The sequence below is a fragment of the Pseudomonas sp. PONIH3 genome (assembly GCF_002934345.1).
GTDB lineage: Bacteria > Pseudomonadota > Gammaproteobacteria > Pseudomonadales > Pseudomonadaceae > Aquipseudomonas > Aquipseudomonas soli.
Genome location: NZ_CP026386.1, coordinates 5,818,044 through 5,842,067 on the forward strand (window position 1 = coordinate 5,818,044; position 24,024 = coordinate 5,842,067).

22 protein-coding genes and 4 tRNA genes are annotated in these 24,024 nt (G+C 63.3%); 15 read left to right on the top strand and 11 right to left on the bottom strand.

Annotation, left to right across the window (positions count from 1 at the left end; translation table 11 throughout):
- Positions 1-2 precede the first annotated feature (2 nt).
- Complete coding sequence (locus C3F42_RS26910) at positions 3-1,694, top strand: bifunctional diguanylate cyclase/phosphodiesterase (protein ID WP_094011280.1); 1,692 nt, start codon at positions 3-5, stop codon at positions 1,692-1,694.
- Positions 1,695-1,976: 282 nt separating this feature from the next.
- Here C3F42_RS26910 and C3F42_RS26915 read toward each other — a convergent pair whose 3' ends face one another.
- The 8 genes from C3F42_RS26915 to folD form a co-directional block, all read right to left on the bottom strand.
- Positions 1,977-2,468 (bottom strand): Lrp/AsnC family transcriptional regulator, encoded by a 492-nt coding sequence (locus tag C3F42_RS26915; RefSeq protein WP_104445115.1) that lies wholly within the window; start codon positions 2,466-2,468, stop codon positions 1,977-1,979.
- 13 nt (positions 2,469-2,481) lie between these two features.
- Positions 2,482-3,300: an ABC transporter ATP-binding protein gene (locus C3F42_RS26920; protein WP_244891319.1), complete on the bottom strand. Its 819-nt coding sequence runs from the start codon at positions 3,298-3,300 to the stop codon at positions 2,482-2,484.
- Between the two features lie 4 nt (positions 3,301-3,304).
- Positions 3,305-4,018 (bottom strand): ABC transporter permease, encoded by a 714-nt coding sequence (locus C3F42_RS26925; RefSeq protein WP_023629748.1) that lies wholly within the window; start codon positions 4,016-4,018, stop codon positions 3,305-3,307.
- Entirely contained in the window at positions 4,015-4,722 is a 708-nt protein-coding gene (locus tag C3F42_RS26930; RefSeq protein WP_094011282.1) for an ABC transporter permease, read from the bottom strand. Before C3F42_RS26930 ends, C3F42_RS26925 begins: the two co-directional genes overlap by 4 nt.
- A 111-nt stretch (positions 4,723-4,833) precedes the next feature.
- Positions 4,834-5,616, bottom strand: a complete 783-nt coding sequence (locus C3F42_RS26935) for an ABC transporter substrate-binding protein (RefSeq protein ID WP_038706451.1) — start codon at positions 5,614-5,616, stop codon at positions 4,834-4,836.
- Between the two features lie 249 nt (positions 5,617-5,865).
- Positions 5,866-6,912 carry an ornithine cyclodeaminase gene (locus C3F42_RS26940; protein WP_094011283.1) on the bottom strand — a complete coding sequence of 349 codons (1,047 nt, stop codon included), beginning with the start codon at positions 6,910-6,912 and terminating at the stop codon, positions 5,866-5,868.
- A gap of 19 nt (positions 6,913-6,931) precedes the next feature.
- Entirely contained in the window at positions 6,932-7,849 is a 918-nt protein-coding gene (ctlX, locus tag C3F42_RS26945) for a citrulline utilization hydrolase CtlX (RefSeq protein ID WP_031314792.1), read from the bottom strand.
- A 204-nt stretch (positions 7,850-8,053) separates the two neighbouring features.
- Positions 8,054-8,908: a bifunctional methylenetetrahydrofolate dehydrogenase/methenyltetrahydrofolate cyclohydrolase FolD gene (gene folD, locus C3F42_RS26950; protein ID WP_023629744.1), complete on the bottom strand. Its 855-nt coding sequence runs from the start codon at positions 8,906-8,908 to the stop codon at positions 8,054-8,056.
- A gap of 255 nt (positions 8,909-9,163) precedes the next feature.
- Here folD and C3F42_RS26955 point away from each other — a divergent pair.
- The 11 genes from C3F42_RS26955 (at position 9,164) to C3F42_RS27005 (ending at position 18,758) form a co-directional block, all read left to right on the top strand.
- Positions 9,164-9,240: transfer RNA gene (locus tag C3F42_RS26955), tRNA-Arg, on the top strand.
- Between the two features lie 34 nt (positions 9,241-9,274).
- Positions 9,275-9,350 (top strand) — tRNA-His (locus C3F42_RS26960).
- Positions 9,351-9,407: 57 nt separating this feature from the next.
- Positions 9,408-9,492 (top strand) — tRNA-Leu (locus C3F42_RS26965).
- 36 nt (positions 9,493-9,528) lie between these two features.
- Positions 9,529-9,604 (top strand) — tRNA-His (locus C3F42_RS26970).
- 151 nt (positions 9,605-9,755) lie between these two features.
- Complete coding sequence (locus tag C3F42_RS26975) at positions 9,756-10,055, top strand: DUF6388 family protein (RefSeq protein ID WP_023629743.1); 300 nt, start codon at positions 9,756-9,758, stop codon at positions 10,053-10,055.
- Between the two features lie 248 nt (positions 10,056-10,303).
- Positions 10,304-11,617, top strand: coding sequence for a trigger factor (gene tig / locus C3F42_RS26980; protein WP_094011284.1), 1,314 nt, complete (start codon positions 10,304-10,306; stop codon positions 11,615-11,617).
- A gap of 91 nt (positions 11,618-11,708) precedes the next feature.
- A complete protein-coding gene (clpP, locus tag C3F42_RS26985) occupies positions 11,709-12,350 on the top strand; it encodes an ATP-dependent Clp endopeptidase proteolytic subunit ClpP (protein WP_023629742.1) in 642 nt (213 codons plus the stop codon).
- 108 nt (positions 12,351-12,458) lie between these two features.
- On the top strand, positions 12,459-13,742 hold the full coding sequence (gene clpX, locus C3F42_RS26990; RefSeq protein ID WP_031314790.1) for an ATP-dependent Clp protease ATP-binding subunit ClpX: 1,284 nt from the start codon (positions 12,459-12,461) through the stop codon (positions 13,740-13,742).
- A 153-nt stretch (positions 13,743-13,895) separates the two neighbouring features.
- Positions 13,896-16,292 carry an endopeptidase La gene (gene lon / locus C3F42_RS26995; protein ID WP_046854889.1) on the top strand — a complete coding sequence of 799 codons (2,397 nt, stop codon included), beginning with the start codon at positions 13,896-13,898 and terminating at the stop codon, positions 16,290-16,292.
- A 153-nt stretch (positions 16,293-16,445) separates the two neighbouring features.
- Positions 16,446-16,718 (top strand): HU family DNA-binding protein, encoded by a 273-nt coding sequence (locus tag C3F42_RS27000; protein WP_094011285.1) that lies wholly within the window; start codon positions 16,446-16,448, stop codon positions 16,716-16,718.
- Between the two features lie 180 nt (positions 16,719-16,898).
- Entirely contained in the window at positions 16,899-18,758 is a 1,860-nt protein-coding gene (locus C3F42_RS27005) for a SurA N-terminal domain-containing protein (protein ID WP_094011286.1), read from the top strand.
- 78 nt (positions 18,759-18,836) lie between these two features.
- Here the strand turns inward: C3F42_RS27005 and C3F42_RS27010 are convergent, their stop codons facing one another.
- On the bottom strand, positions 18,837-19,880 hold the full coding sequence (locus C3F42_RS27010) for a patatin-like phospholipase family protein (protein ID WP_046854891.1): 1,044 nt from the start codon (positions 19,878-19,880) through the stop codon (positions 18,837-18,839).
- 158 nt (positions 19,881-20,038) lie between these two features.
- Between C3F42_RS27010 and C3F42_RS27015 the strand changes: the two genes are divergently transcribed.
- The 3 genes from C3F42_RS27015 (at position 20,039) to C3F42_RS27025 (ending at position 21,980) form a co-directional block, all read left to right on the top strand.
- Complete coding sequence (locus tag C3F42_RS27015) at positions 20,039-20,317, top strand: hypothetical protein (protein WP_046854892.1); 279 nt, start codon at positions 20,039-20,041, stop codon at positions 20,315-20,317.
- Between the two features lie 14 nt (positions 20,318-20,331).
- Entirely contained in the window at positions 20,332-21,099 is a 768-nt protein-coding gene (locus C3F42_RS27020) for a CHAD domain-containing protein (RefSeq protein WP_094011287.1), read from the top strand.
- 83 nt (positions 21,100-21,182) lie between these two features.
- Entirely contained in the window at positions 21,183-21,980 is a 798-nt protein-coding gene (locus C3F42_RS27025) for an acyl-CoA thioesterase II (protein WP_094011288.1), read from the top strand.
- Between the two features lie 85 nt (positions 21,981-22,065).
- Here C3F42_RS27025 and C3F42_RS27030 read toward each other — a convergent pair whose 3' ends face one another.
- Both C3F42_RS27030 and C3F42_RS27035 read right to left on the bottom strand, forming a co-directional pair.
- Positions 22,066-22,434, bottom strand: coding sequence for an Mpo1-like protein (locus C3F42_RS27030; RefSeq protein WP_023629735.1), 369 nt, complete (start codon positions 22,432-22,434; stop codon positions 22,066-22,068).
- 91 nt (positions 22,435-22,525) lie between these two features.
- Complete coding sequence (locus tag C3F42_RS27035) at positions 22,526-24,004, bottom strand: methyl-accepting chemotaxis protein (RefSeq protein ID WP_038706447.1); 1,479 nt, start codon at positions 24,002-24,004, stop codon at positions 22,526-22,528.
- Positions 24,005-24,024: the final 20 nt, after the last annotated feature.

Consider the following 24,024-nt stretch of genomic DNA (forward strand, 5'->3'; position numbering starts at 1 on the left):
TTATGGACGACAATTACCGCGCGGCTGTCGATGCGGCCGCGATCTTTTCCGAAACCGATTTGCGCGGTTGCATTACCTACGTCAACCAGCAGTTCTGCAGCATCTCAGGCTATAGCCGCGAGGAGCTGCTGGGTGCCAACCATCGCATCCTCAATTCCGGGCTGCACGAGCCGACCTTCTTCCTCGAGATGTGGCGCGCCTTGGCAGCTGGCCGGGTATGGAAGGGCGAAATCTGCAACCGGGCCAAGGACGGCTCGCTGTACTGGGTGGACAGCACCATGGTACCGCTGATCGACCCGCAGACCGGCAAGGTGCGCAAGTATGTGTCGATCCGCTTCGACGTCACCGAGAAGCGTCAGTTGTTGCACACCCTGCAGTGGCGCGTGGGGCACGACGTGCTGACCGGGCTACCCAACCGCGCCTATTTGTCCGACCTGCTCAACCAAGCCCTGGCGTTCTCTCGCCGCGAAAGCATTCCCCTGGCGGTATGCATGCTCGACCTCGATGGTTTCAAGGCGGTCAACGATGGCTATGGCCATGCCACTGGCGACCTGCTGCTGGTGGAGGTCGCCCAACGCCTGCAGCACATCCTGCGTGGCGGTGATGCCGTGGCGCGCCTGTCAGGGGACGAGTTCGTGCTGATCCTGCGGCATATCGAAGGTCCGCAGCAGCTGGATGCCGCGTTACGGCGCATTCTCCAGGCGCTGGCCGCGCCCTACACGGTACGCGAGCAGCCGTTGAGCCTGAGCGCGAGCATTGGTGTCACCCTGTTCCCGCAGGACGACGAGGATGCCGACACCCTCGTGCGCCACGCCGACCAGGCCATGTATGTGGCCAAGCAGCGCGGACGCAATCGCTACCACCTGTTCGACGTGTCCCAGGAACTTGAGCTCAAGGCCACCCACCAGACCGTGGCGCGGGTGCGCCAGGCCCTTCGCCAGGGCGAGCTGTGCCTGCACTACCAGCCGAAGGTGAACATGCGCAGCGGACAAGTGATCGGTTTCGAAGCCTTGCTGCGCTGGATGCACCCCTCCAAGGGGCCGGTACCGCCGGGGGAGTTCCTGCCCTTTGTGGAGCAGACCGACCTGATCGTCGAGCTGGGCGAATGGGTCATCGACCAGGCTTTGACCCAGTTGCAGCAGTGGCAGCTGTCCGGACGCGATTGGTCACTGAGCGTCAACATCGCCGCCCGCCAGTTGCAGCGCGGTGACTTCGCCCAGCGCCTGGAGCGCTTGCTGGCGCGCCATCCCGGGGTGTCGCCAGCGCGCCTGGACCTGGAGATCGTCGAGTCGGTGGCGATCGACAACCTGCCGCGGGTCGGCCGCTGCCTGGATGCCTGCCGTGCATTGGGCGTGCGATTTTCCCTGGATGACTTCGGCACCGGCTACTCCTCGCTGAGCTACCTCAAGCGCCTGCCGGCGCAGACCATCAAGATCGACAAGTCCTTCGTGCGCGACATCCTGCATGACCATGACGACCTGGCCCTGACCGGCGCGGTGATCGGGCTTGCGCGGGCGTTCGGGCGTGAGGTGATCGCCGAAGGGGTGGAGAGTGTCGAGCATGGCCGGATACTGATGGAACTGGGGTGCGAGCTGGCTCAGGGGTATGGCATTTCCCGCCCCATGCCGGCGGATGAGTTGGCAAGGTGGGTGACCGATTACCGCCCACCTGTACAGTGGCAAGAGTTCTCCTGAGCGAAGGCGCCGGTCTGTCTATCGGCGGCGGAAGGCGGTTTGATGATTCTCGTGAAATTGGTCATTGGCGAACCCGTGCTTTCAGCAGAGCGCCGTCAACCCGTTCGAGCGCGACCGGTACGCGGTGGTTGAAGCGTCCGGCGCTCAGGTCGAACCTTTACGCAATGCCACCCAGGCGAGGCGGGGGAAGCAGTTAGCGAGGGATCGCTGCTGCTTCATGCATGAAAAGAATAGCGAGCCTGGTGGTGCGCGCCTGGCCGGGGCTACATGGATAGCACCCGTTCAGGTCATGGGCGCCGTGCTCTTCACCGCCGCCAGCTCCGGATGCGCCACCAGTTTGTCGATATGCAGCTCGTCGTTGTTCATCCAGGTCTCGGTCAGCACCCGGTAGTGCTCCATGTCGCGGCAGCGCATGCGCAGGCTGTAGTCGAGGTGCCCGCTGATCAGCTGGCACTCGTAGACCTGCGGGCAGGTGCGCACGGTGGCTTCGAAGGCCCGCTGCGCCGAGCGCCCGCTCTGGTTGGACAAGGCCACCAGTACCAGCAGCGACAACCCCGGGGAGACCTGCTGCAGGTCGATGATTGCCCCATATCCGCGGATCACTCCGCGCCGCTCCAGCTTGCGCACACGCTCCAGGCAGGGCCTGGGGGTCAGGTGCACGAGGGTGGAGAGCTTTTCATAGGTGATCCTTCCGTGGTGGCGCAGCACGTCGATGATCGCTTCATCGATGCGATCCAGCGGTGTGGCGGCAGGGGTGATGGCCTTGGTATCCATATGCGGCGTGACTTCACTTGAGGCGGTTGGAGAGGAACTGCCGCAGGCGCTCGCTCTGTGGCCGGTCGAGGATCTCGGCGCTGCCGCTTTCCTCGACCAGGCCCTGGTGCAGGAACAGCACCTGGCTCGATACCTGGCGGGCAAACCCCATTTCATGGGTGACCATGAGCATGGTACGTCCTTCCTCGGCGAGCGTCTGTATCACCTTGAGCACTTCGCCGACCAGCTCCGGGTCGAGTGCCGAGGTGGGCTCGTCGAACAGGATGATTTCCGGCTCCATGGCCAGCGCCCGGGCGATGGCCACGCGCTGTTGCTGGCCGCCGGAGAGAAACGCCGGATACTGCTCGGCGGCGCGGGCCGGCAGGCCGACCTTGTCCAGGTACTTGCGCGCCCGCGCCTCGGCTTCGCTGGCGCTGATCCCCAGCACCTTGCGTGGCGCCAGGCAAATGTTTTCCAGCACGGTCAGGTGGCTCCACAGGTTGAAGTGCTGGAACACCATGGCCAGACGCGTGCGCAGGTTCTGCAACTGGGCCGGTGGCGGGGTGCGGGTGCCGGGGTGGATCTCCAGGGTCTGGCCGTCGAGGGTGATGCTGCCGGCATTGGGCTGCTCGAGGAAGTTGATGCAGCGCAGGAAGGTGCTCTTGCCCGAGCCGCTGGCGCCGATCAGGCTGATCACGTCGCCCTTGCGCGCCTGCAGCGAGACGCCCTTGAGCACCTGGTGCTCGCCGTAGTGCTTGTGCAGGCCCTCGACGCTGAGCTTGATCGCGCCAGTATGGGCGTGCGCCCTTGGAGCCTGGGCGAAGGTGGAAAGTGGTAGTGCGGTAGCAGTCATGTTTTCAGCCTCGTACAGGGTCAAGGAAGCGCATCCAGCGCCGTTCGGCCACGCGGAACAGGCCGACCAGGGCGAAGGACAGCAGCATGTACAGCAGGGCGGCCACGCCGAAGGCCTGGAAGGTCAGGAAGGTCGCGGCGTTGGCGTCACGGGCCACCTTGAGGATGTCGGCGACGGTGGCGGTGAAGGCCAGCGAAGTGGCATGCAGCATCAGGATCAGCTCGTTGCTGTAGGTCGGCAGCGAGCGGCGCAGGGCGGCGGGCAGCACCAGGAACAGGTTGAGCCTCCAGCCGCGCAAGCCATAGGCCTGGGCCGCCTCCAGCTCGCCGGCGGGCAGGTTGCGGATGGCCCCGGCGAAGATTTCCACGGTGTAGGCACAGGTGTTGAGCACGAACGCCAATAAGGTGCAGTTGAGTGCGTTGCGGAAAAACTGGTCGAGCAGGGCATGGTCGCGCACCACCTGCAGGCTGTAGAGCCCGGTGTAGCAGATCAGCAGCTGGATATAGAGCGGCGTGCCGCGGAACACGAAGGTGTACAGTTGTACCGGCAGGCGCAGCCAGGCATGACGCGAGGTGCGCGCCAAGGCCAGGGGTAGCGACAAGGCGAAGCCCAGCACCATGCTGGCCAGGAACAGCCAGAGGGTCATGGCCAGGCCCGAGAGGCCGGTGCCATCGCTGTAGAGATAGGCCAGGCCGTATTCCTGAAGGAGTTCGATCATCGCGCCAGCTCCTTGATGCCGGTGTTGTAGCGCCGCTCGAGGTGCTTGAGCAGGCGGTTGGACAAGGTGGTGATGACCAGGTAGACCAGGCCCGCCAGGCACAGGAAGAACAGCATGTCATTGGTGGTCTTGCCGGCGTTCTGCGCGGCCTTGACCAGGTCGGCCAGGCCGATGATCGACACCAGCGCGGTGGACTTGAGCAACACCAGCCAGTTGTTGCCCAGTCCCGGCAGGGCGAAGCGCATCAGCTGCGGGAACAGCACCAGTCGAAACCGCTGTGCCCGGCTCAGGCCATAGGCGGTGGCGGCCTCCAGTTGCCCGGCGGGTACGCTGAGGATGGCGCCGCGCAAGTTCTCGGTGAAGTAGGCGCCGTAGATGAAGCCCAGGGTGACCACGCCGGCGCTGAACGGGTCGATTTCGACATAGTTCCAGCCCAGCATCTCGGTCAGGTCGTTGAGCCAGATCTGCATGCTGTAGAAGATCAGCAGGATCAACACCAGGTCGGGAACGCTGCGGATCAGCGTGGTGTAGAGGGTGGCCGGAAGACGCAGCAGCCTTGATCGCGACAGCTTGGCGCTGGCGCCGATCAGACCCAGTGCGAGGCTGAGCGCCAGTGACAGCAGGGCCAGCTTGAGGGTCATCCAGGTGCCCTGGGCCAGCAGCGGGCCGAAGCCTTGCAGGCCGTGAGAGAGGAGGTCGTTCATGACAGGATCTCGCGGGGAGGCCGTCGCGGGGCAAGTCGGGTCGCCGCATCGCCGCTCCCACGCAGTCGTCAACCCGTGGGAGCGGGTTTGCCCCGCGATCGGCGCATTAGGTCACTCGTTGTAGATATCCACGTCGCCGACATACTTCTTCTGGATCTCGGCGTAGGTGCCGTCGGCATGGATCATGGCGATGCCCTTGTCGAGCAGGGCCTTGAGTTCGGGATCGTTCTTGCGCAGGCCCATGGCGATGTCCAGCGGCAAGGTTGGGTCCTTGATCGCCGGGCCGCTCTTGAAGTCGGCACCTTCGGGCTTGGAGAGGAAGTTGAGCTGGGCTTCGAGCTTGTCGGTGACGGTGGCGTCGAGGCGGCCATTGATCAGGTCGGCGTAGTTCTGGTCCTGGCTCTGGTAGGCCTTGACCTGCGCGCCCTGCGGCGCCAGCACGGCGCGGGCGTAGGCTTCCTGCAAAGAGCCCTGGAGCACACCGACCTGCTTGCCCTTGAGCGATTCGGTGGTGTCGCCGAAGTCGGCCGACTTGCGCACGATCACCGAGGTGGGGCTGAGGAACAGGCGGCTGGTGAAGTCGATCTGCTTCAGGCGTGCCGGGGTGACGGCCATGGACGACATGATGGCGTCGAACTTGCGGGCGCGCAGGGCCGGGATCATGCCGTCGAACTCGTTGTGCACCCAGGTGCACTTGACCTGCAGCTTGGCGCAGATGGCATTGCCCAGGTCGATGTCGAAGCCTTGCAGGCTGCCATCGGCGGCGACGGATTCGAAAGGTGGGTATTCGGGGAAGACGCCGAAGCGGATCTCGGTCCACTCCTTGGCCTGGGCAACGCTGGTGGCACACAACGAGAACAGCAGCACGCCGAGGCGTTTTCGCATGGAGAACATGGTCTTGGGTCCCTGGGTGTTGTTATTGGTAGTAGGGCGGTTGATGCGTGTAGGTCCGTCAGTGACTCATGGGTCGCGCTCAGAATGCGCGAGATAGACAGGTTTTTTGTGTCGTTTGCCAGCGCGTGGGAGGCCGGATTCGGCTGTTAGTGGGCCACTTGCAGCCGAAACGGCTGTTCCGACAAAGATTTATGGATGTGCGACAGCCGTTTCGGTCATTGGGGCCGCCAAGCGGCCCCGCGTGTAAGGTCAGGCAGCACTGGCCTTGCGCTCACGCCCTTTTGGCTGCAGCAAGGCAAACAGGTCCTTCGGGTTCTCGAGTTCAGGCACCAGCGCAATGTCGTGCCCGATGTCCAGGGCGCGGGCCACGTCGAGTACATAGCGCAGCGCCGAGTAGTCCTCCAGGGCGAAGCCGACCGAGTCGAACAACGTGACTTGCCCGACGTTCTCGCGGCCTGCGGCGCTGCCCTCGACCACCTGCCAGAACTCGGTGGTCGGTGAGTTGGCGGGCATCTGCTGGATCTCGCCTTCGATCCGGCTCTGCGGTTCGTACTCGACGATCACCCGGGCACGCTCGACGATGTCGCGGTGCAGTTCGGTCTTGCCCGGGCAGTCGCCGCCCACGGCATTGAGGTGCATGCCCGGTTCGATCAGTTCCGGGGTGAGGATGGTGGCGTAGGCCTTGTCGGCGGTAACCGTGGTGACGATGTCGGCCCCGCGCACTGCCTCGGCCACGTTGCCGGCGATGGTCAGCTTCAGTTGCGGGTAGCCGGCCAGGTTGGCTGCCAGTTTCTCCGAAGCCTTGCGGTCGATGTCGAACAGGTGGATCTCCTCGATGCCCAGCAGGGTATGGAAGGCGATGGCCTGGAACTCGCTTTGCGAGCCGTTGCCGATCAGCGCCATGCGCTTGCTGTCCGGGCGCGCCAGGTAGCGGGCGGCCAGGGCCGAAGTGGCGGCGGTACGGATGGCGGTGGTCAGGGTCATCTCGCTGAGCAGCACCGGCGCGCCGGTATCGACATCGCCCAGGGCGCCGAAGGCCATCACGGTGAGCAGGCCGTTGTGGGTGTTCTTCGGGTGGCCGTTGACGTATTTGAAGGCGTACAGGCTGGCGTCGGACACCGGCATCAGTTCGATCACACCGTCCGGCGAGTGGTTGGCCAGGCGCGCGCATTTCTCGAAGTCGTGCCAGCGCAGGTAGTCCTGGCGGATGTATTCGGCCATCTCGGCCAGACAGGTGGGCAGGCCCTTGCGGTTGACCAGGCGGGCGAGGTCATTTACGTCGATGTAGCGGGTCATGATGGTTCTCCTTGACGGGTCAGTGGCGCGAGGGCAGGTGGATTTCGGCGAGCATGCAGCGGGCGCTGCCGCCGCCGATGCGTTCGATATGGTCGATGTTCACCACCAGCGGATGGCTGTGGCGTTCGACCTGGCGGCGCTGCTGCGCATCGAGCGAGCGCCAGGCGCTGCGCGACATCACCAGCAGCGAGCGGCCGTCACGGTCGTGGACCTCGAGCATGTTGCCGGCGAAGTTCTCCAGCTGATCGAAGTTCAGCGCCAGCACTTGCTTGTCGGTGTCGCGCAGCGAGTGCTCCAGTGCACGGCGTTCGTCTGGGTGGGGCAGGGCATCGAGGCAGGCCACGGCGAGCTGGCGGCCGACATTCATCATCACGTTGCTGTGGTAGATCGGCGCCTGCTGGCGGTCCACGGCGTGGAACAGGCACAGGCGGTAGTCCAGGTGCTCGGCGAACTGGCGCAGGGCGCGTTCGTGGGTGCGCCCGGAGTGACAGGCGTAGCTGATGCGGTGCTCACGGTCCAGGACCATGCTGCCGGTGCCTTCGAGGAACAGATTCTGCTGTTCCAGCGGGCTCAGGTCGACGGTGCGCTGGATGGCGAAGCGCTCGCTCAGCACGCCCAGTACGCCCTTGCTGCGTTCCAGGCGGCGGTTCTTGCCCTCCATCGGGTAGAGCACCAGGCTGCCGTCGGCATGGCTGCTCCAGCAGTTGTTGGGGAAGATCGAGTCAGGGGTATGAGGTTCGGGGGTGTCCTGTACCACCAGTACGTCGACGCCGTGCTGGCGCAGGCAGTCGACGTAGCCGTCGAACTCTTCCAGGGCCTTTGCGCTGGCGGTCTCTGGGTCCAGCGGCGCTTGCTGGAAGCGGTTGTTGGCGGCGGTGTCGGGGTTGAAGGCGAACCGCGCCGGGCGAATCATGAGGACGGTATTTGTTGTTTGCATTGGGCACGCATCCGCGGGTGGGCTGTGTGACCATTGTCGGGGGGATCGGGAAGAAATCCCGGCTGAAGCGTGAGTGGGGAGCAGCCAGAAACAGCTGAAGTGGATGGGATGGCAGCCGAATCGGCTGTATGCAGCTATGGTGGGGGAGTCAAAGAGAAACGGCGCCTCGAAGGGCGCCGTTTTCTTTATTGCCGGAACACAGTATTACTTGTGCAGCTCTTCAGCCGCATACAGGGTGTTCTCCAGCAGGCATGCCCGGGTCATCGGGCCCACGCCGCCCGGCACCGGGGTGATCCAGCCGGCCCGGGGCAGGGCGGTCTCGTAGACCACGTCGCCAACCAGCTTGCCGTCTTCCTGGCGGTTGATGCCGACGTCGATGACGATGGCGCCTTCCTTGACCCACTCACCCTTGACCAGCCCCGGCTTGCCGGCAGCGACCACCACCAGGTCGGCACGGCCGACATGGCCGGGCAGGTCCTTGGTGAAACGGTGGCAGACGGTGACGGTGCAGCCGGCCAGCAGCAGCTCCATGGCCATTGGCCGGCCGACGATGTTGGATGCGCCGACGATCACCGCGTTCATGCCGTACAGGTCCTGGCCGGTGCTGTGCAGCAGGGTCATGATGCCTTTCGGGGTGCAGGGGCGCAGCAGCGGGATGCGCTGGGCCAGGCGGCCGATGTTGTAGGGGTGGAAACCGTCCACGTCCTTGTCCGGGCGGATGCGCTCGAGCAGCAGCGAGGCGTCCAGGTGCTCCGGCAGCGGCAGTTGCAGGAGAATACCGTCGACTGCCGGGTCGTCGTTGAGCCGGTCGATCAGATCGGCCAGGGCTTGCTGCGTGGTATCGCTGGGCAGGTCGAACGCCTGGGAAATGAAGCCGACCTCTTCACAGTCCTTGCGCTTGTGCGAGACATAGACTTGGGAGGCCGGGTCGCTGCCGACCAGGATCACCGCCAGGCCTGGCGTGCGCAGGCCCTGCTGGCGGCGCTCGGCGACACGTTGGGCGATCTGCTGGCGCAGGTTGGCGGCGATCGCCTTGCCATCGATAAGGTGTGCAGTCATAGACGCGTGATTAACCATCGAGAAGGGAACATATATAAGAAGCCCACATTCTCGCACGACATGGCCCAAGGGCAAAGGCGGGTGGTCGGGCAAATCCCCTAACCCCTTCAATAATTTAAATTTTTTTGCGAAAGGTGTTGACGCCTCTCAGGGTCGCCTATAAGATTCGCCGCACTTGTCGGGCACTGCCTGGCACGGGTTGGCAAAGCCGGGCAGAATAAGTGATTCGCTTGTTCGGTTTGGCTGGAAGCTTAAGCGCCCGTAGCTCAGCTGGATAGAGCATCCGCCTTCTAAGCGGATGGTCGCAGGTTCGAGTCCTGCCGGGTGCGCCATTAGGCTCGGGCAAGTAAGCAGTAACGCGTTATGGTGGGCGTAGCTCAGTTGGTAGAGCGCCGGATTGTGATTCCGGTTGTCGTGGGTTCGATTCCCATCGTCCACCCCAGATTTTTCAGGGGCGCCTCGATTGAATGATCCGGCGCCCTTGTTCTAAGCGTTTTATGCGGACGTGGTGAAATTGGTAGACACACTGGATTTAGGTTCCAGCGGCGCAAGCTGTAAGAGTTCGAGTCTCTTCGTCCGCACCATGTTTCTGTAAGGCTGTACCGCAACACTGCATTATGGTGGGCGTAGCTCAGTTGGTAGAGCGCCGGATTGTGATTCCGGTTGTCGTGGGTTCGATTCCCATCGTCCACCCCATATTTTCAGAAGGCGCCCGGATCGAATGATCGGGCGCCTTTTTTGTTTCTGTCATCCGGTGCCTGTGGCTACTGGTGGTCAGGCGATAAAAGCTGTTAGATTTCAGCCGGTTGAATGCCTGGCCGAACAGGCTGCCAGAGGAGTAGCGCAAATGATTGCAAAAGAGGCGCGCCAGGCCCTGGCGCTGCAGCGTTTTGCCGAGGCCAATCCGCAGTTGCTCGAAGAAATCCGTGAGCTGGATGCCCGCGAGCAGGCCCAGCAGATCGAGTGGGCGTTCGAGGATGCAGCCCAGGAGCAGGGTGTCCAGCCCTGGGAGTACGCGTTGCAGTTGATCGCCGAGTCGCCGGAGCAGTTGCAGGCCATGCGCCTGGAAGTGCACCGCGAGGTGGCCGAGGCGTTGGGCCTGGCTTGGGAAGAATACTGCCAGTTCAACGATATCGAGCCGCAATAAAACTGGCGATCGCCCAGGCTGTTGTTTGTTTGACAAGGTTTTACAACTGCGCGGCATTCGAGGTGGCGCGCGGTCGTTATATGAATAGGCTCGACGCCCCGTCGTGCGGGCCTTCCAGGGAAATCGACCGGCGTGTTTCGCCGACAATCCGGGTGGGGTGACTTCTGGTGCGCGAGTCACTAGAATGTTCGCCCTTGATTCTGGAGTCGGGTTATCGCCGGCTAACGTCTGTGCAACGAGGAATATCCATGCAAGTTTCTGTTGAAAACACTTCCGCTCTCGAGCGCCGCATGACCATCGCCGTTCCGGCCGAGCGCGTCGAGAACGAAGTCAACAAGCGTCTGCAGCAGACTGCCAAGCGCGCCAAGATCGCGGGCTTCCGCCCGGGCAAGGTGCCGATGAGCGTGATTCGCCAGCGTTTCGAGGCCGATGCCCGTCAGGAAGCCTTCGGTGACCTGGTCCAGGCGTCCTTCTACGAAGCCATCGTCGAGCAGAAGCTGAACCCGGCCGGCGCGCCTGCCGTCGAGCCAAAGTCGTTCGAAAAAGGCAAGGACCTCGAGTTCGTCGCCATCTTCGAAGTCTTCCCTGAGTTCACCGTTGCCGGTTTCGACTCGATCGCCGTCGAGCGCCTGAGCGCCGAAGTGGCTGACGCCGACCTGGACAACATGCTGGAAGTCCTGCGCAAGCAGAACACCCGCTTCGAGGCCGTCGAGCGCGCCGCGCAGAACGACGACCAGGTCAACATCGACTTCGTCGGCAAGATCGACGGTGAAGCCTTCGCCGGTGGTTCGGCCAAGGGCACCCAGCTGGTGCTGGGCTCCGGCCGCATGATCCCAGGCTTCGAAGAAGGTCTGGTTGGCGCCAAGGCTGGCGAAGAGCGCGTGGTCAACGTGACCTTCCCAGAGGACTACCAGAACCTGGATCTGGCCGGTAAGGCTGCTGAGTTCACCATTACTGTCAACAGCGTTTCTGCCCCTGTGCTGCCAGAGCTGAACGAAGCCTTCTTCGCCCAGTTCGGCATCAAGGAGTCGACCCTGGAAGGCTTCCGCGCCGAAGTTCGCAAGAACATGGAGCGTGAACTGCGCCAGGCCATCAAGACCAAGGTCAAGAACCAGGTCATGGACGGTCTGCTCGCCGCCAACCCGGTCGACGTGCCGAAGGCCCTGGTGGAAAACGAAGTCAACCGTCTGCGCGTGCAGGCCGTTCAGCAGTTCGGTGGCAACATCAAGCCTGAGCAACTGCCAGCCGAGATGTTCGAAGAGCAGGCCAAGCGCCGCGTGGTCCTGGGCCTGATCGTTGCCGAAGTGGTCAAGCAGTTCGACCTGAAGCCGGACGAAGCCAAGGTTCGCGAAGTCATCGAAGAGATGGCCTCGGCCTACCAGGAGCCTGAGCAGGTCATCGCCTGGTACTACAAGAACGACCAGCAGCTGAACGAAGTGCGTTCGGTTGTACTGGAAGAACAAGTTGTAGATACTGTCCTGCAGAAAGCGACTGTGACCGACAAATCGGTCTCGTACGAAGAAGCCGTGAAACCAGCCCAGGCAGCTGCCGACGCTGAGTAACAGGCTACTCTCGTAGGAAACCCCCACAAGCCAGCCTTCGCGCTGGCTTGTGCGTATTCAAGCCATGACTATTTGGGAGTGAGCGCAGGACATGTCCCGCAATTCTTATATTCAGCAGAGCTCTGACATCCAGGCCGCGGGCGGCCTGGTCCCGATGGTTATCGAGCAGTCCGCCCGTGGCGAACGCGCCTACGACATCTATTCGCGCCTCCTGAAGGAGCGCGTGATCTTCCTGGTCGGCCCTGTAGAGGACTACATGGCCAACCTGGTAGTGGCGCAACTGCTGTTCCTTGAGGCGGAAAACCCGGACAAGGATATCCATCTTTACATCAACTCCCCAGGCGGCTCGGTGACCGCTGGCATGTCGATCTACGACACCATGCAGTTCATCAAGCCGGACGTCTCGACCATCTGCATTGGCCAGGCCTGCAGCATGGGCGCCTTCCTGCTCGCGGCAGGTGCCGCCGGCAAGCGCCACTGCCTGCCCAACTCGCGGGTGATGATTCACCAGCCGCTGGGCGGCTTCCAGGGCCAGGCGACCGATATCGAGATCCACGCCCAGGAAATCCTCAACATCAAGGCGCGCCTGAACGAGCTGCTGGCCCATCACACCGGCCAGCCGCTGGAAACCATCAAGCGCGACACCGAGCGTGACAACTTCATGAGCGCTGCGCGCGCGGCCGAGTACGGCCTGATCGACTCGGTCTACGACAAGCGGCAACTGGCATCCTGAAGCAATGCGCCAGGGCGGGTGGGTGCAGAATGCGCCTACCCGCGGACTTGAAAAAGCCAGCGATTGCCTTCATCTTGTGTTTCAAGCCTACCGGATTGGATCGATCGAATGACTGACACCCGTAACGGCGAGGACAACGGCAAATTGCTCTATTGCTCCTTCTGCGGCAAAAGCCAGCACGAAGTGCGCAAGTTGATTGCCGGCCCCTCGGTATTTATCTGCGACGAGTGCGTCGACCTGTGCAACGACATCATCCGTGAGGAGGTGCAGGAAGCCCAGGCCGAGAGCAACGCGCACAAGCTACCCTCGCCGAAAGAAATCAGCGGTATCCTGGACCAGTACGTCATTGGTCAGGAACGCGCGAAAAAGGTGCTGGCAGTAGCGGTGTACAACCACTACAAGCGCCTGAACCAGCGTGACAAGAAGGGCGACGAAGTCGAACTGGGCAAGAGCAACATCCTGCTGATCGGGCCGACCGGCTCGGGCAAGACGCTGCTGGCCGAGACACTCGCGCGCCTGCTGAACGTACCGTTCACCATTGCCGATGCCACCACCTTGACCGAAGCCGGTTATGTTGGTGAGGACGTCGAGAACATCATTCAGAAACTGCTGCAGAAGTGCGACTACGATGTGGAAAAGGCCCAGATGGGCATTGTCTACATCGACGAGATCGACAAGATCTCGCGCAAGTCGGACAACCCGTCCATCACCCGTGACGTCTCGGGCGAGGGCGTGCAGCAGGCGCTGTTGAAGCTGATCGAGGGCACCGTTGCCTCGGTACCGCCGCAAGGCGGTCGCAAGCACCCGCAACAGGAGTTCCTGCAGGTCGATACCCGCAACATCCTGTTCATCTGCGGTGGCGCGTTCTCTGGCCTGGAAAAGGTCATCCAGAACCGCTCCACCAAGGGCGGCATCGGTTTCAGTGCCGAAGTGCGCAGCAAGGAAGAGGGCAAGAAGGTCGGCGAGTCGCTGCGTGAGGTCGAGCCGGACGATCTGGTCAAGTTCGGCCTGATTCCGGAGTTCGTGGGCCGTCTGCCGGTTCTGGCGACGCTGGACGAGCTGGACGAGGCTGCGCTGATGCAGATCCTCACCGAGCCGAAGAACGCGCTGACCAAGCAATACGCCAAGCTGTTCGAGATGGAAAGCGTCGACCTCGAGTTCCGCAGTGATGCGCTCAAGGCCGTCGCGCGCAAGGCCCTGGAGCGCAAGACCGGCGCCCGTGGCCTGCGTTCGATCCTCGAGGGCGTGCTGCTCGACACCATGTACGAGATCCCTTCGCAGAAGGATGTCAGCAAGGTGGTGATCGACGAGAGCGTCATCGAAGGCTCTTCGCAGCCGCTGCTGATCTACGAGAACAGCGAGCCGCAAGCCAAGGCCGCTCCCGACGCCTGATCGGGAACGGGGTAGCAACAGGAAGGGGCCTTTTGGGCCCCTTTTTGCATTTCATGGCCTGGGCGCTTGTAATTTCCCAGGGCTGCCCCCACATTAGCCCCAAGCACCATTTCCAACGGTTTCCGGCCACATGGCCGCTGTAGAGGCGAAATCATGAAGACCACCCTCGACTTGCCTCTTTTGCCATTGCGTGACGTTGTCGTCTATCCGCACATGGTCATCCCACTGTTCGTGGGGCGTGAGAAGTCCATCGAGGCCCTCGAGGCCGCGATGACGGGCGAGAAGCAGATCCTCCTGCTGGCCCAGAAGAATCCTGCCGACGACGATCCAGGCGAAGACGCCCTGTATCGCGTGGGCACCGTCGCCACCGTCTTGCAACTGCTCAAGCTGCCCGATGGCACCGTCAAGGTGCTGGTCGAGGGTGAGCAGCGTGGCGCTGTCGAGCGCTTCAACGAAGTCGATGGCCATATCCGTGCCGAAGTCAGCCTGATCGACGAAGTCGAGACCGCCGAGCGCGAGTCCGAGGTCTTCGTGCGCACCTTGCTGTCGCAGTTCGAGCAATACGTGCAACTGGGCAAGAAAGTCCCGGCCGAAGTGTTGTCGTCGCTCAACAGCATCGAAGAGCCTGGCCGCCTGGTCGATACCATGGCCGCGCACATGGCGTTGAAGATCGAGCAGAAGCAGGAGATCCTCGAGATCGTCGAGCTGCAGGCGCGTGTCGAGCACGTGCTGGCGCTGCTCGATGCGGAGATCGACCTGCTGCAGGTCGAGAAGCGCATCCGTGGTCGCGTGAAGAAGCAGATGGAGCGCAGCCAGCGCGAGTACTACCTGAATGAGCAGATGAAGGCCATTCAGAAGGAGCTCGGCGATGGCGACGAAGGTCACAACGAAGTCGAGGAGCTGAAAAAGCGCATCGACGCCGCAGGCCTGCCCAAGGATGCCCTGGCCAAGGCCCAGGCCGAGCTGAACAAGCTCAAGCAGATGTCGCCGATGTCGGCCGAAGCCACCGTGGTGCGCTCGTACCTCGACTGGCTGGTGCAGGTGCCGTGGAAGGCCCAGAGCAAGGTGCGCCTGGACCTGACCAAGGCCGAGGAGATCCTCGACGCGGACCACTACGGCCTGGAAGAGGTCAAGGAACGCATCCTCGAGTATCTCGCCGTGCAGAAGCGGGTGAAGAAGATCCGTGGCCCGGTGCTGTGCCTGGTCGGTCCACCTGGCGTGGGCAAGACCTCGCTGGCCGAGTCGATCGCCGCCGCCACCAACCGCAAGTTCGTGCGCATGGCCCTGGGGGGCGTGCGTGACGAAGCCGAGATCCGTGGTCACCGTCGTACCTACATCGGTTCGATGCCCGGTCGTCTGATTCAGAAAATGACCAAGGTCGGTGTACGCAATCCGCTGTTCCTGCTCGACGAGATCGACAAGATGGGCAGCGACATGCGCGGCGACCCGGCCTCGGCGTTGCTTGAGGTGCTCGACCCCGAGCAGAACCACAACTTCAACGACCACTATCTGGAGGTCGACTACGACCTCTCGGACGTGATGTTCCTGTGCACCTCGAACTCGATGAACATCCCGCCGGCGCTGCTTGACCGCATGGAAGTCATCCGGCTGCCGGGCTACACCGAGGATGAGAAGATCAACATCGCGGTCAAGTACCTGGTGCCCAAGCAGGTCAAGGCCAATGGTTTGAAGAAGGATGAGCTGGAGGTCGACGTTTCGGCCATCCGCGACATCATCCGTTACTACACCCGCGAGGCCGGCGTGCGTGGTCTGGAGCGCCAGATCGCCAAGGTCTGCCGCAAGGTGGTCAAGGAGCACACCGGCGCCAAACAGGTGAAGGTCAAGGTGACCGGCGAGCAGCTGGAGCAGTTGCTGGGCGTGCGCAAGTTCCGCTATGGCCTGGCCGAGCAGCAGGACCAGATCGGCCAGGTCACCGGCCTTGCCTGGACCCAGGTCGGTGGCGAACTGCTGACCATCGAGGCCGTAGTCATTCCCGGCAAGGGGCAATTGATCAAGACCGGTTCGCTCGGCGACGTCATGGTCGAGTCGATCACTGCCGCGCAGACGGTGGTGCGCAGCCGCGCTCAAAGCCTGGGGATCGCTGCAGACTTCCACGAGAAGCGCGACGTTCACATACACATGCCCGAAGGTGCCACGCCCAAGGATGGCCCTAGCGCCGGTATTGGCATGTGCACCGCGCTGGTGTCGGCCCTGACCCAGATCCCGGTTCGCGCCGATGTGGCGATGACCGGTGAGATCACCCTGCGTGGCCAGGTTCTGGCCATTGGCGGGCTCAAGGAAAAACTCCTGGCGGCACACCGTGGCGGCATCAAGACGGTGATCATTCCGGAAGAGAATGTTCGGGACTTGAAGGAGATTCCGGAAAACATCAAACAGGATCTTCAGATCAAACCGGTCAAATGGATTGACGAAGTCCTCCAAATTGCGCTGCAATACGCCCCGGAGCCCTTGCCAGATGTGGCTCCGGAGATTGTCGCGAAAGATGAGAAGCGCGACGGCGATGCTAAGGAAAGAATCAGCACGCACTAGTACGTATTTCGCTGGGGGGCTTTGGTTGACAGCATTTTCGGCCCCTTGCTATAAAGCGGCACGCCAGTGTCAACAGGCCACCCAGCGCTCGTTTCATAAGCTTTTCATTACATACTTAGAAACAAACTCAATAGAGAAATAAGGGGACTTAGAGTGAACAAGTCGGAACTGATTGACGCTATCGCCGCATCCGCTGACATCCCGAAAGCTGTAGCCGGCCGTGCGCTGGACGCAGTCATCGAATCCGTCACCGGCGCCCTTAAGCAAGGTGACGATGTAGTACTGGTAGGTTTCGGTACTTTCTCGGTCAAGGAGCGCGCTGAGCGCACCGGCCGCAACCCGCAAAGCGGCGCAGCCATCAAGATCGCTGCCGCCAAGGTTCCTGGCTTCAAAGCTGGCAAGGGCCTGAAAGACGCCGTCAACTAAGTCGTCTTTCAGCCGGCCCAGGCGTCGCCAGGGCCGACCGCGTGACGGCGGGTCGCAAACGTTCCCGCTGGCACGCTCGCTTCGAAAAGGCGCATCCACTGGATGCGCCTTTCTTCTATCAGGATTCTACCCACGCTCCGCGGTTGTCGACGCAGTGGTACAGCCGTTTCTGGGGGACGCATGCTGCAGAATATCAGGGACAATTCACAAGGTTGGATTGCCAAGACCATCATCGGCCTCATCGTCGTACTGATGGCGTTGACCGGTTTCGAGGCCATTTTCCAGGCCGCCAGCCATAGCCAGGACGCCGCCAAGGTGAACGGCCAGACCATCAGCCAGAACGAGCTGAGCCAGGCCGTGGACATGCAGCGCCGCCAGCTGATGCAACAGTTGGGCAAGGATTTCGACCCTGCGCTGTTGGACGAGAAGATGCTGCGCGAGGCCGCGCTCAAGGGGCTGATCGATCGCAAGCTGCTGTTGCAGGGTGCCGAAGACGCCAAGTTCGCTTTTTCCGAGGCAGCGCTGGATCAGCTGATCCTGCAGACGCCTGAATTCCAGGTCGATGGCAAGTTCAGCGCCGAGCGCTTCGATTCGGTTATCCGCCAGATGGGCTACGGCCGCATGCAGTTCCGCGAGATGCTCGCCCAGGAAATGCTCATCGGCCAGCTGCGCACCGGCCTTGCCGGCAGCAGCTTCGTCACCGACAAGCAGGTCGAGGCCTTCGCCCGCCTCGAGAAGCAGACCCGTGATTTCGCCTCGCAGACCTTCAAGGCCGATCCGGCCGCGGTCAAGGTGAGCGATGACGAGGTCAAGGCGCACTACGACCAGCACGCCAAGGAATTCATGACCCCGGATCAAGTGGTCATCGATTACCTCGAGCTGAAGAAGTCGGCCTTCTTCGACCAGGTCAAGGTCGACGACGGCGAGCTCAAGGCCCTGTACGAGAAGGAAATCGCCAATCTGGGCGAGCAGCGCCATGCCGCGCACATCCTGATCGAGGTCAACGACAAGACTGACGATGCCAAGGCCAAGGCCCGCATCGAAGAGATCCAGCAGCGCCTGGACAAGGGTGAGGACTTCGCCAAACTGGCCAAGGAATTCTCCCAGGACCCGGGTTCGGCCAACACCGGTGGTGACCTCGGCTTCGCCGGCCCTGGCGTGTACGACCCGGCCTTCGAGGACGCGCTGTACAAGCTGAACAAGGACCAGGTATCGGCACCGGTGCGCACCGAGTTCGGCTACCACCTGATCAAGCTGCTGGGCGTGCAGGCGCCGGATGTACCGAGCTTCGCCAGCCTGAAGGACAAACTGACCCACGAGCTGAAGACCCAGCAGGTGGAGCAGCGCTTCGTCGAGGCCACCAAGCAGCTTGAAGACACCGCCTTCGAAGCTTCCGACCTGGCCCAGCCGGCCCAGGATCTGGGCCTGAAGGTACACACCTCCGCTGCCTTCGGTCGCGAGGGCGGCGAAGGCATCACTGCCAACCGTGCGGTGATCCAAGCCGCGTTCAGCGAGCAGGTGCTGGAAGAGGGCGCCAACAGCAACGCCATCGAACTCGACCCGGAAACCGTGGTGGTCGTGCGCGTCAAGGAGCACCGCAAGCCCGAGCAGCTGCCGTTGGAGGCCGTGGCCAAGAACATCAGCGAGCACCTGGCCAAGGAGAAGGCGATTGCCGAACTCAAGGCCAAGGCCGACAAACTGATCGCTGGCCTGCGCGATGGCTCGGTCAAGGCCGAAGGTCAGGGCTGGAAGCTCCATGAAGCGGTCACTCGTGGCCAGGACGGCATCGATCCGGCCGAGCTGCAGGCGGTGTTCCGCCTCGGCAAGCCAGCGGCCAAGGACAAGCCGGTCTACGGCAGCGTGGTGCTGGGCGATGGCAGCCTGGTGGTCCTGCAGTTGAAGGGCGTCAACGAAGGTGCCGCCGCCACCGATGAAGAGAAAGCGCAGATCCGTCGCTACCTCGCATCGCGTGCCGGTTCGCAGGACTTCGCGGCCTATCGCAAGCTGCTGGAAGGCAGTGCCGACATCACCCGCTACTGAGTCGTGTGCTGATCGCGAAACAGGCCGCTTAATGCGGCCTGTTTCGTTTGTGTGCTTGATGGCGCCATCGCGATGGCCTCAGGAGCGCCGAACCCCTTCATGATTGTCCAGCGTGTCCCGGGCAATCTCCCGCCCCAGGGCGATCAGCTCCGGCGCCTTGTAGAACTCGAAGAAGCGGCATACCCGCTTGGGAACGTTGATCAGCACATCCGGCGGATACCCGGCGATCTTGTACTGCGCCAACGACGTCTGCATCACTTCGAAACTCTGGTTGATCAGGTCCAGCAAGGACGCCGGGCCGACGTTGTCGACGATGAACGAGCCGGTGGCCGACTTGGGCGCGCCTTCGCTCTGCGGCGCCGCCGCCGGCTGCTGGCCTTGCGGTTCGGCGCTCTCGCCTAGCCAGGGGTTGGATGCGGCGAGCCCTTCGGCGACGATCTCCTGCTCCAGGCGGATCAGCTGTTCGGCCGGCTTGCGCCGGAACGGCAGGCGCGACCCTAGCGAGCTGATCAAGGCGTCGAAACGCATCTTGAACGCCGCCGGACGCTCGATCACCGGCAACTGATACTGCATCTGGTTGGTGGCGTTGAGGTTGACGGCGATGATCAGGTCGCAGTGGCTGGACACCACCGGGACGATCGGCAGCGGATTGAGAATGCCGCCATCGACCAGCATGCGATTGCCTTGCACCACCGGGGTGAACAGGCTGGGGATGGCCGCCGAGGCGCGCATGGCCTGGTGCAGGCAGCCCTCCTGGAACCATATTTCCTGCTGGTTGGTCAGGTCAGTGGCGACTGCCGTGTAGGGAATGCGCAACTGTTCGATGTTGATCTCGCCGACGATCTTGCGAATCTGCCCGAATACCTTGTCGCCACGAATGGCGCCCAGGCGAAAGCTGACATCGACCAGGCGCAGCACGTCGAGGTAGTCCAGGCTCTCGATCCAGCTGCGGTACTCGTCGAGCTTGCCGGCGGCGTAGATGCCGCCTATCACCGCGCCCATGGAGCAACCGGCGATGCAGGCGATCTCGTAGCCGCGCCGTTCGATTTCCTCGATCACGCCGATGTGCGCATACCCTCGGGCGCCACCGGAGCCCAGTACCAATGCCACGCGTTTGCCCATGACTATTCCCCCTGCAGCTGTGCAACCATGGTCCAACAATGCACCTAATGGCACCTGTGCTTCAATGTAGCCCGCGCTGAACTACGCTGAGCAGGGCACTTTTCGTTTGCTGTGCCGTCGAACGGCCACCTTAGTTTTTCACCCTCGAGGTATTACCGATGAAAGCCTGGATCACCCTTCCTCTGATTGCCCTGGCCCTGGCCGGCTGCGCGGGCAAGACGGCCTATCGCGACAGTTGCGCGACCCAGCTCGATGCCGCCTGGAAGGAACTGGATCTGGCCAAGGCCGAAGGCTTTGCCGGCACCGTGAGCTATTCCAAGGCGTTGTCGCTGCTGACCGGCGCCAAGACCCAGCAGCAGTTCGAAGGCTTTGAAGGTTGCACCCGCAAGGCCGAGAAGGCGCGTTTCTACATTCGTGAGTCCCGCGCCGGGCGTTGAGTGAGGAGCGTCACATGCCGAGCATGATCGACCATGTGGTTTCCAGGGTCCTGGCCCTCCAGGTGGGAATGCTGGCCTGCCGCGAGCGTCTCGCTGCCGATACCGACAGCGAGGCGCTGCACGACCTGCGCACCACCCTGCGCCGGCTGCGTAGCTTGTTGCGGCCCTTGCGTGGCTTGCCGGGTGTCGAGCAGTTGGAGGAAGCGGCGGGGGCACTGGGCACGCTCACCACACCGTTGCGTGACCGCGAAGTGCTGGCCGCGCAACTGGTCGGGCGCGGTCATGTGCGGGCCGGCGAGCGCCGCCAGGAGGGAAGGGCACGGACCTTTGCCGGCGTCGCGTCCAGTGCCCAGCTTACTCGGGTACTGGCGATCCTCGACGCCTTCCCGCTGTTCTTGCGTGCTGCCGACCGCGAAGGCTTGATGCAAGGCATGCGTAGGCGCATCGACAAGCGCCTGGAGAAGCAATGGCGCAAGCTGGCCAAGGCGCTGGATGATCCGGCCCATGATCGGCATCGTCTGCGCCTGCTGATCAAGCGCGTTCGCTATGGGGACGAGGCCTACCCGCAACTCGAGCATGCCGGCAAGAAGCTGCAGCGTCTGTTGAAGAAGGCGCAAGGCGATCTTGGCGACTGGCATGACCGCGTGCAGTGGTTGCTGCAGGTGCGTGAGCACAGCGACCTGGCGGGCTGCAAGGTGGCCTGGGAGCATGAGCTGCATGCTGCCGAGGGGCGCTCTGATCTGACTCTCGAGGCATTGCAAAAAGCCCTGGCGCGCCGTTAGTCCCGGTAAATGACCGAAATGCGGGCTGTGGCTGGCGTGATCGCTGGTTACTATCGGTTCTTTTCGCGCAGGAGCCCTGGCACATGAACTTCACAGAATTGCTGACAGCCGCGCGCGCTCACCCCGAGGCGGTCAGCGTGCCGGCTGGCTGGGCCCAGGGGCGGGCGGTGTTCGGCGGCCTGATGGCGGCGATGGTGCTCGAAGCGATGCGCCAGAAGCTCGACGACAACCGCCCGGTGCGTTCGCTGGCCATCACCTTCGTTGGCCCGGCGGCGCCGGATGTACCGATCAGCCTGGAGGTGGAAGTGCTGCGCGAGGGCAAGGCGGTCAGCACCTTGCTGGGACGCGCCGTACAGGATGGCCAGGTGGTGACCCTGGTGCAGGGTAGTTTCGGTGCCGGTCGTCCTTCCGTGGTGGCGGTCGACGCGCCAGCCGCGATGCCGATGAAGCCGCTGCACGAGGCGGCACCGGAGCTGCCCTTCATCAAGGGCATTACACCGGAGTTCATGCAGCACGTGGCGTTTCGCTGGGCGCTGGGCGGCCTGCCGTTCAGTGGCAATGACTCACGGCATATGGGCGGTTGGGTACGCCTGCGTGATGTCGCCGAGGAGCCGGTCGGGGTGGCGCACCTGCTGGCGCTGGTCGATGCCTGGCCGCCCAGCCTGCTGCCATATCTCAAGCAGCCCGCCGCCGGCAGCACGCTGACCTGGACGATCGAGTTCGTGCAGCCCACGCCGCAGCTGTCGACCCTCGACTGGTGCCGCTATGTGGTCGAGACCGAGTACGCCAGGGATGGCTATGGGCATGCGGCCGCTGCGTTGTGGACGGCGGAAGGGGAGTTGCTGGCGTTGAGCCGGCAGACGGTGACCGTGTTCGCCTGAGCCATCTTCATCAAGTCAATCGCGGGGCAAGCCCGCTCCCACGCCGTTCAATGGCGCTTGCGGGCTTGCCCCGCGATGTTTTCTGTCAGTGGCGATGCTTGTGCCGCTCGCGCCAGGCCCGCCACCAGGCGCCGCTCAGCACGAAGCGCGGGAAGGTGATGAACTGCTCGGTGAGTAGCCGCTGCACGGCATCCTGGCGATTGGTGAAAGGCTCGGGCTGCTCGGCTTCCAGGCGGTGCCCCTGGCGTTGCAGGCCGAGGCCGGCTACCAATGCGATGATACCCACGGCGATCTGCGACAGGTCCAGCCCGAACAGCCCCGACAACACCAGCAGCGCGCCCAGGATGAACAGCGGCACGGCGATCAGATGCAGCACCAGGTTGGTGGGATGGCGATGATTGTGGTGGTAGCCGCGCCATTGCCAGGCGGGCAGGTTGGGCAGTCGTTTGCTCATGGACAGATCCTCGGGGGCCTGTGCAAAGCTTAGTGCGGCCCCCGCATGGGGGCCAATCGAGGCTGGCTATGGTGACCATAGCCAGTGAGGGTCAGAGCTTGAGCTGGCCGATGGCCTTGTTCAGTTCGCCGGCGAGGGTCGCCAATTCGCTGCTGGTGGTGGCCGAGCCCACGGTCTGCTGCACGGTCTCTTCGGTCACGTCGCGGATACTGACGACGGCGCGATTCATCTCCTCGGCCACCTGGCTCTGCTGCTCGGCGGCCACGGCGATCTGCGTGTTGCTTTCGCGCATCTGCGCCACGGCGCTGGTGATCTCGGCCAGGGCCTCGCCGGCCTCGCGCGCCTGCTTGACGCAATCGTCGGCCTTGTACGAGCTTTCCTGCATGAAATCCACTGCGTCGCGGGTGCCGGCCTGCAGGTCGGCGACCATGGTGGTGATCTCGTCGGTGGAGGTCTGCACACGCTTGGCCAGGTTGCGCACTTCGTCGGCGACCACGGCGAAGCCCCGGCCCAGGTCGCCGGCCCGGGCGGCCTCGATGGCGGCGTTGAGGGCAAGCAGGTTGGTCTGTTCGGCGATGCTGTGGATGACCCCCACCACGCCATTGATCTTCTGGCTGTCGTCAGCCAGCTGGCGGATCATCTCGGCAGTCTGCTGCACACCGCTGGACAGCCCGGCAATCGAGTCCTGCACGCGGCTGACCACCGCCTGGCCGCTGCCGGCCAGGGTGTCGGCGGTCTGCGACAGGTCGCGGGTGGCGCCGGCGTGCTGGGCGATATGGTGCACCGTGGCGGTCATCTCGTTGATCGCGGTGGCCGCCTGGTCAGTCTCGCTCTGTTGGCCGATCATGCCGTGGCGCACCTCGTCCATGCTGCCGGCAAGGCGCGCGGCGCCCGAGTCGAGCTGCGCGGCGGTGCGCGCGACGGTGCTGACCACGCGGTGGTAAGTGGTCTGCATGGCGTTGAAGGCACCGGCCATCTGGCCGACTTCGTCGCCGCAGGCCAGCGGTACCCGGGCCGACAGGTCGCCGGTTTTTTCCACGTGCAGCATCACGTCCTTGAGGGTGTTGAGCTGGCTGAGCAGGAAGCGGATCAGCAACTGCGAGGCGCACAGCATCGCCAGCATCAGGATCAGTACGCACACGGCATAGTTGCTGAAGCGATCGAAATAGACCTGGCGCAGGCTGGGGGACTGGGCAAGCACGGCGATGTGCTGCTCGTCCCGGCGCAGCACCTGGGCGCCGCGCAGCGGGTTGTCGCCGAGGATCCAGGCACTGGGCAGCTCGACCCAGCCCTGGGCATCGCGCAGAGCCTCGAGTGGTTCGCCGGCAAACTGCGGCGTCTGGCCGTTGCGCCAGGTGATCAGGTTGGCCTGCGTTGGCAGCGCCTGCCCGGCGGGCCAGGCCGCGAGCAGTTCGGCCTGGGCCTGCGCTTGCGCCTGGGCGCCGCCGGCGCGGGCCTGCTGCTCCAGGTGCACGGCATAGAGCACCAGCATCAGCGTGGTGACGAAGGCCACTGCGTTGACGGCCCAGAACTTGTATTTGAGGGAAACGTTGCTAAGCCAGGCACCCATGGTAGGTCTTCTCTGAGTTG

Bases quoted from the DNA above. Each gene is read 5' to 3' on its own strand.
- clpP (WP_023629742.1), top strand. From the start codon at position 11,709: ATGTCCCGCAATTCTTATATTCAGCAGAGCTCTGACATCCAGGCCGCG.
- C3F42_RS27020 (WP_094011287.1), top strand. From the start codon at position 20,332: ATGCCGAGCATGATCGACCATGTGGTTTCCAGGGTCCTGGCCCTCCAG.
- folD (WP_023629744.1), bottom strand. From the start codon at position 8,908: ATGACTGCACACCTTATCGATGGCAAGGCGATCGCCGCCAACCTGCGC.
- clpX (WP_031314790.1), top strand. From the start codon at position 12,459: ATGACTGACACCCGTAACGGCGAGGACAACGGCAAATTGCTCTATTGC.
- C3F42_RS27030 (WP_023629735.1), bottom strand. From the start codon at position 22,434: ATGAGCAAACGACTGCCCAACCTGCCCGCCTGGCAATGGCGCGGCTAC.
- tig (WP_094011284.1), top strand. From the start codon at position 10,304: ATGCAAGTTTCTGTTGAAAACACTTCCGCTCTCGAGCGCCGCATGACC.
- C3F42_RS26925 (WP_023629748.1), bottom strand. From the start codon at position 4,018: ATGATCGAACTCCTTCAGGAATACGGCCTGGCCTATCTCTACAGCGAT.
- lon (WP_046854889.1), top strand. From the start codon at position 13,896: ATGAAGACCACCCTCGACTTGCCTCTTTTGCCATTGCGTGACGTTGTC.
- C3F42_RS26940 (WP_094011283.1), bottom strand. From the start codon at position 6,912: ATGACCCGCTACATCGACGTAAATGACCTCGCCCGCCTGGTCAACCGC.
- ctlX (WP_031314792.1), bottom strand. From the start codon at position 7,849: ATGCAAACAACAAATACCGTCCTCATGATTCGCCCGGCGCGGTTCGCC.
- C3F42_RS26915 (WP_104445115.1), bottom strand. From the start codon at position 2,468: ATGGATACCAAGGCCATCACCCCTGCCGCCACACCGCTGGATCGCATC.
- C3F42_RS27015 (WP_046854892.1), top strand. From the start codon at position 20,039: ATGAAAGCCTGGATCACCCTTCCTCTGATTGCCCTGGCCCTGGCCGGC.
- C3F42_RS26910 (WP_094011280.1), top strand. From the start codon at position 3: ATGGACGACAATTACCGCGCGGCTGTCGATGCGGCCGCGATCTTTTCC.
- C3F42_RS26935 (WP_038706451.1), bottom strand. From the start codon at position 5,616: ATGTTCTCCATGCGAAAACGCCTCGGCGTGCTGCTGTTCTCGTTGTGT.
- C3F42_RS26930 (WP_094011282.1), bottom strand. From the start codon at position 4,722: ATGAACGACCTCCTCTCTCACGGCCTGCAAGGCTTCGGCCCGCTGCTG.
- C3F42_RS27035 (WP_038706447.1), bottom strand. From the start codon at position 24,004: ATGGGTGCCTGGCTTAGCAACGTTTCCCTCAAATACAAGTTCTGGGCC.
- C3F42_RS27005 (WP_094011286.1), top strand. From the start codon at position 16,899: ATGCTGCAGAATATCAGGGACAATTCACAAGGTTGGATTGCCAAGACC.
- C3F42_RS26920 (WP_244891319.1), bottom strand. From the start codon at position 3,300: ATGACTGCTACCGCACTACCACTTTCCACCTTCGCCCAGGCTCCAAGG.
- C3F42_RS26975 (WP_023629743.1), top strand. From the start codon at position 9,756: ATGATTGCAAAAGAGGCGCGCCAGGCCCTGGCGCTGCAGCGTTTTGCC.
- C3F42_RS27025 (WP_094011288.1), top strand. From the start codon at position 21,183: ATGAACTTCACAGAATTGCTGACAGCCGCGCGCGCTCACCCCGAGGCG.
- C3F42_RS27010 (WP_046854891.1), bottom strand. From the start codon at position 19,880: ATGGGCAAACGCGTGGCATTGGTACTGGGCTCCGGTGGCGCCCGAGGG.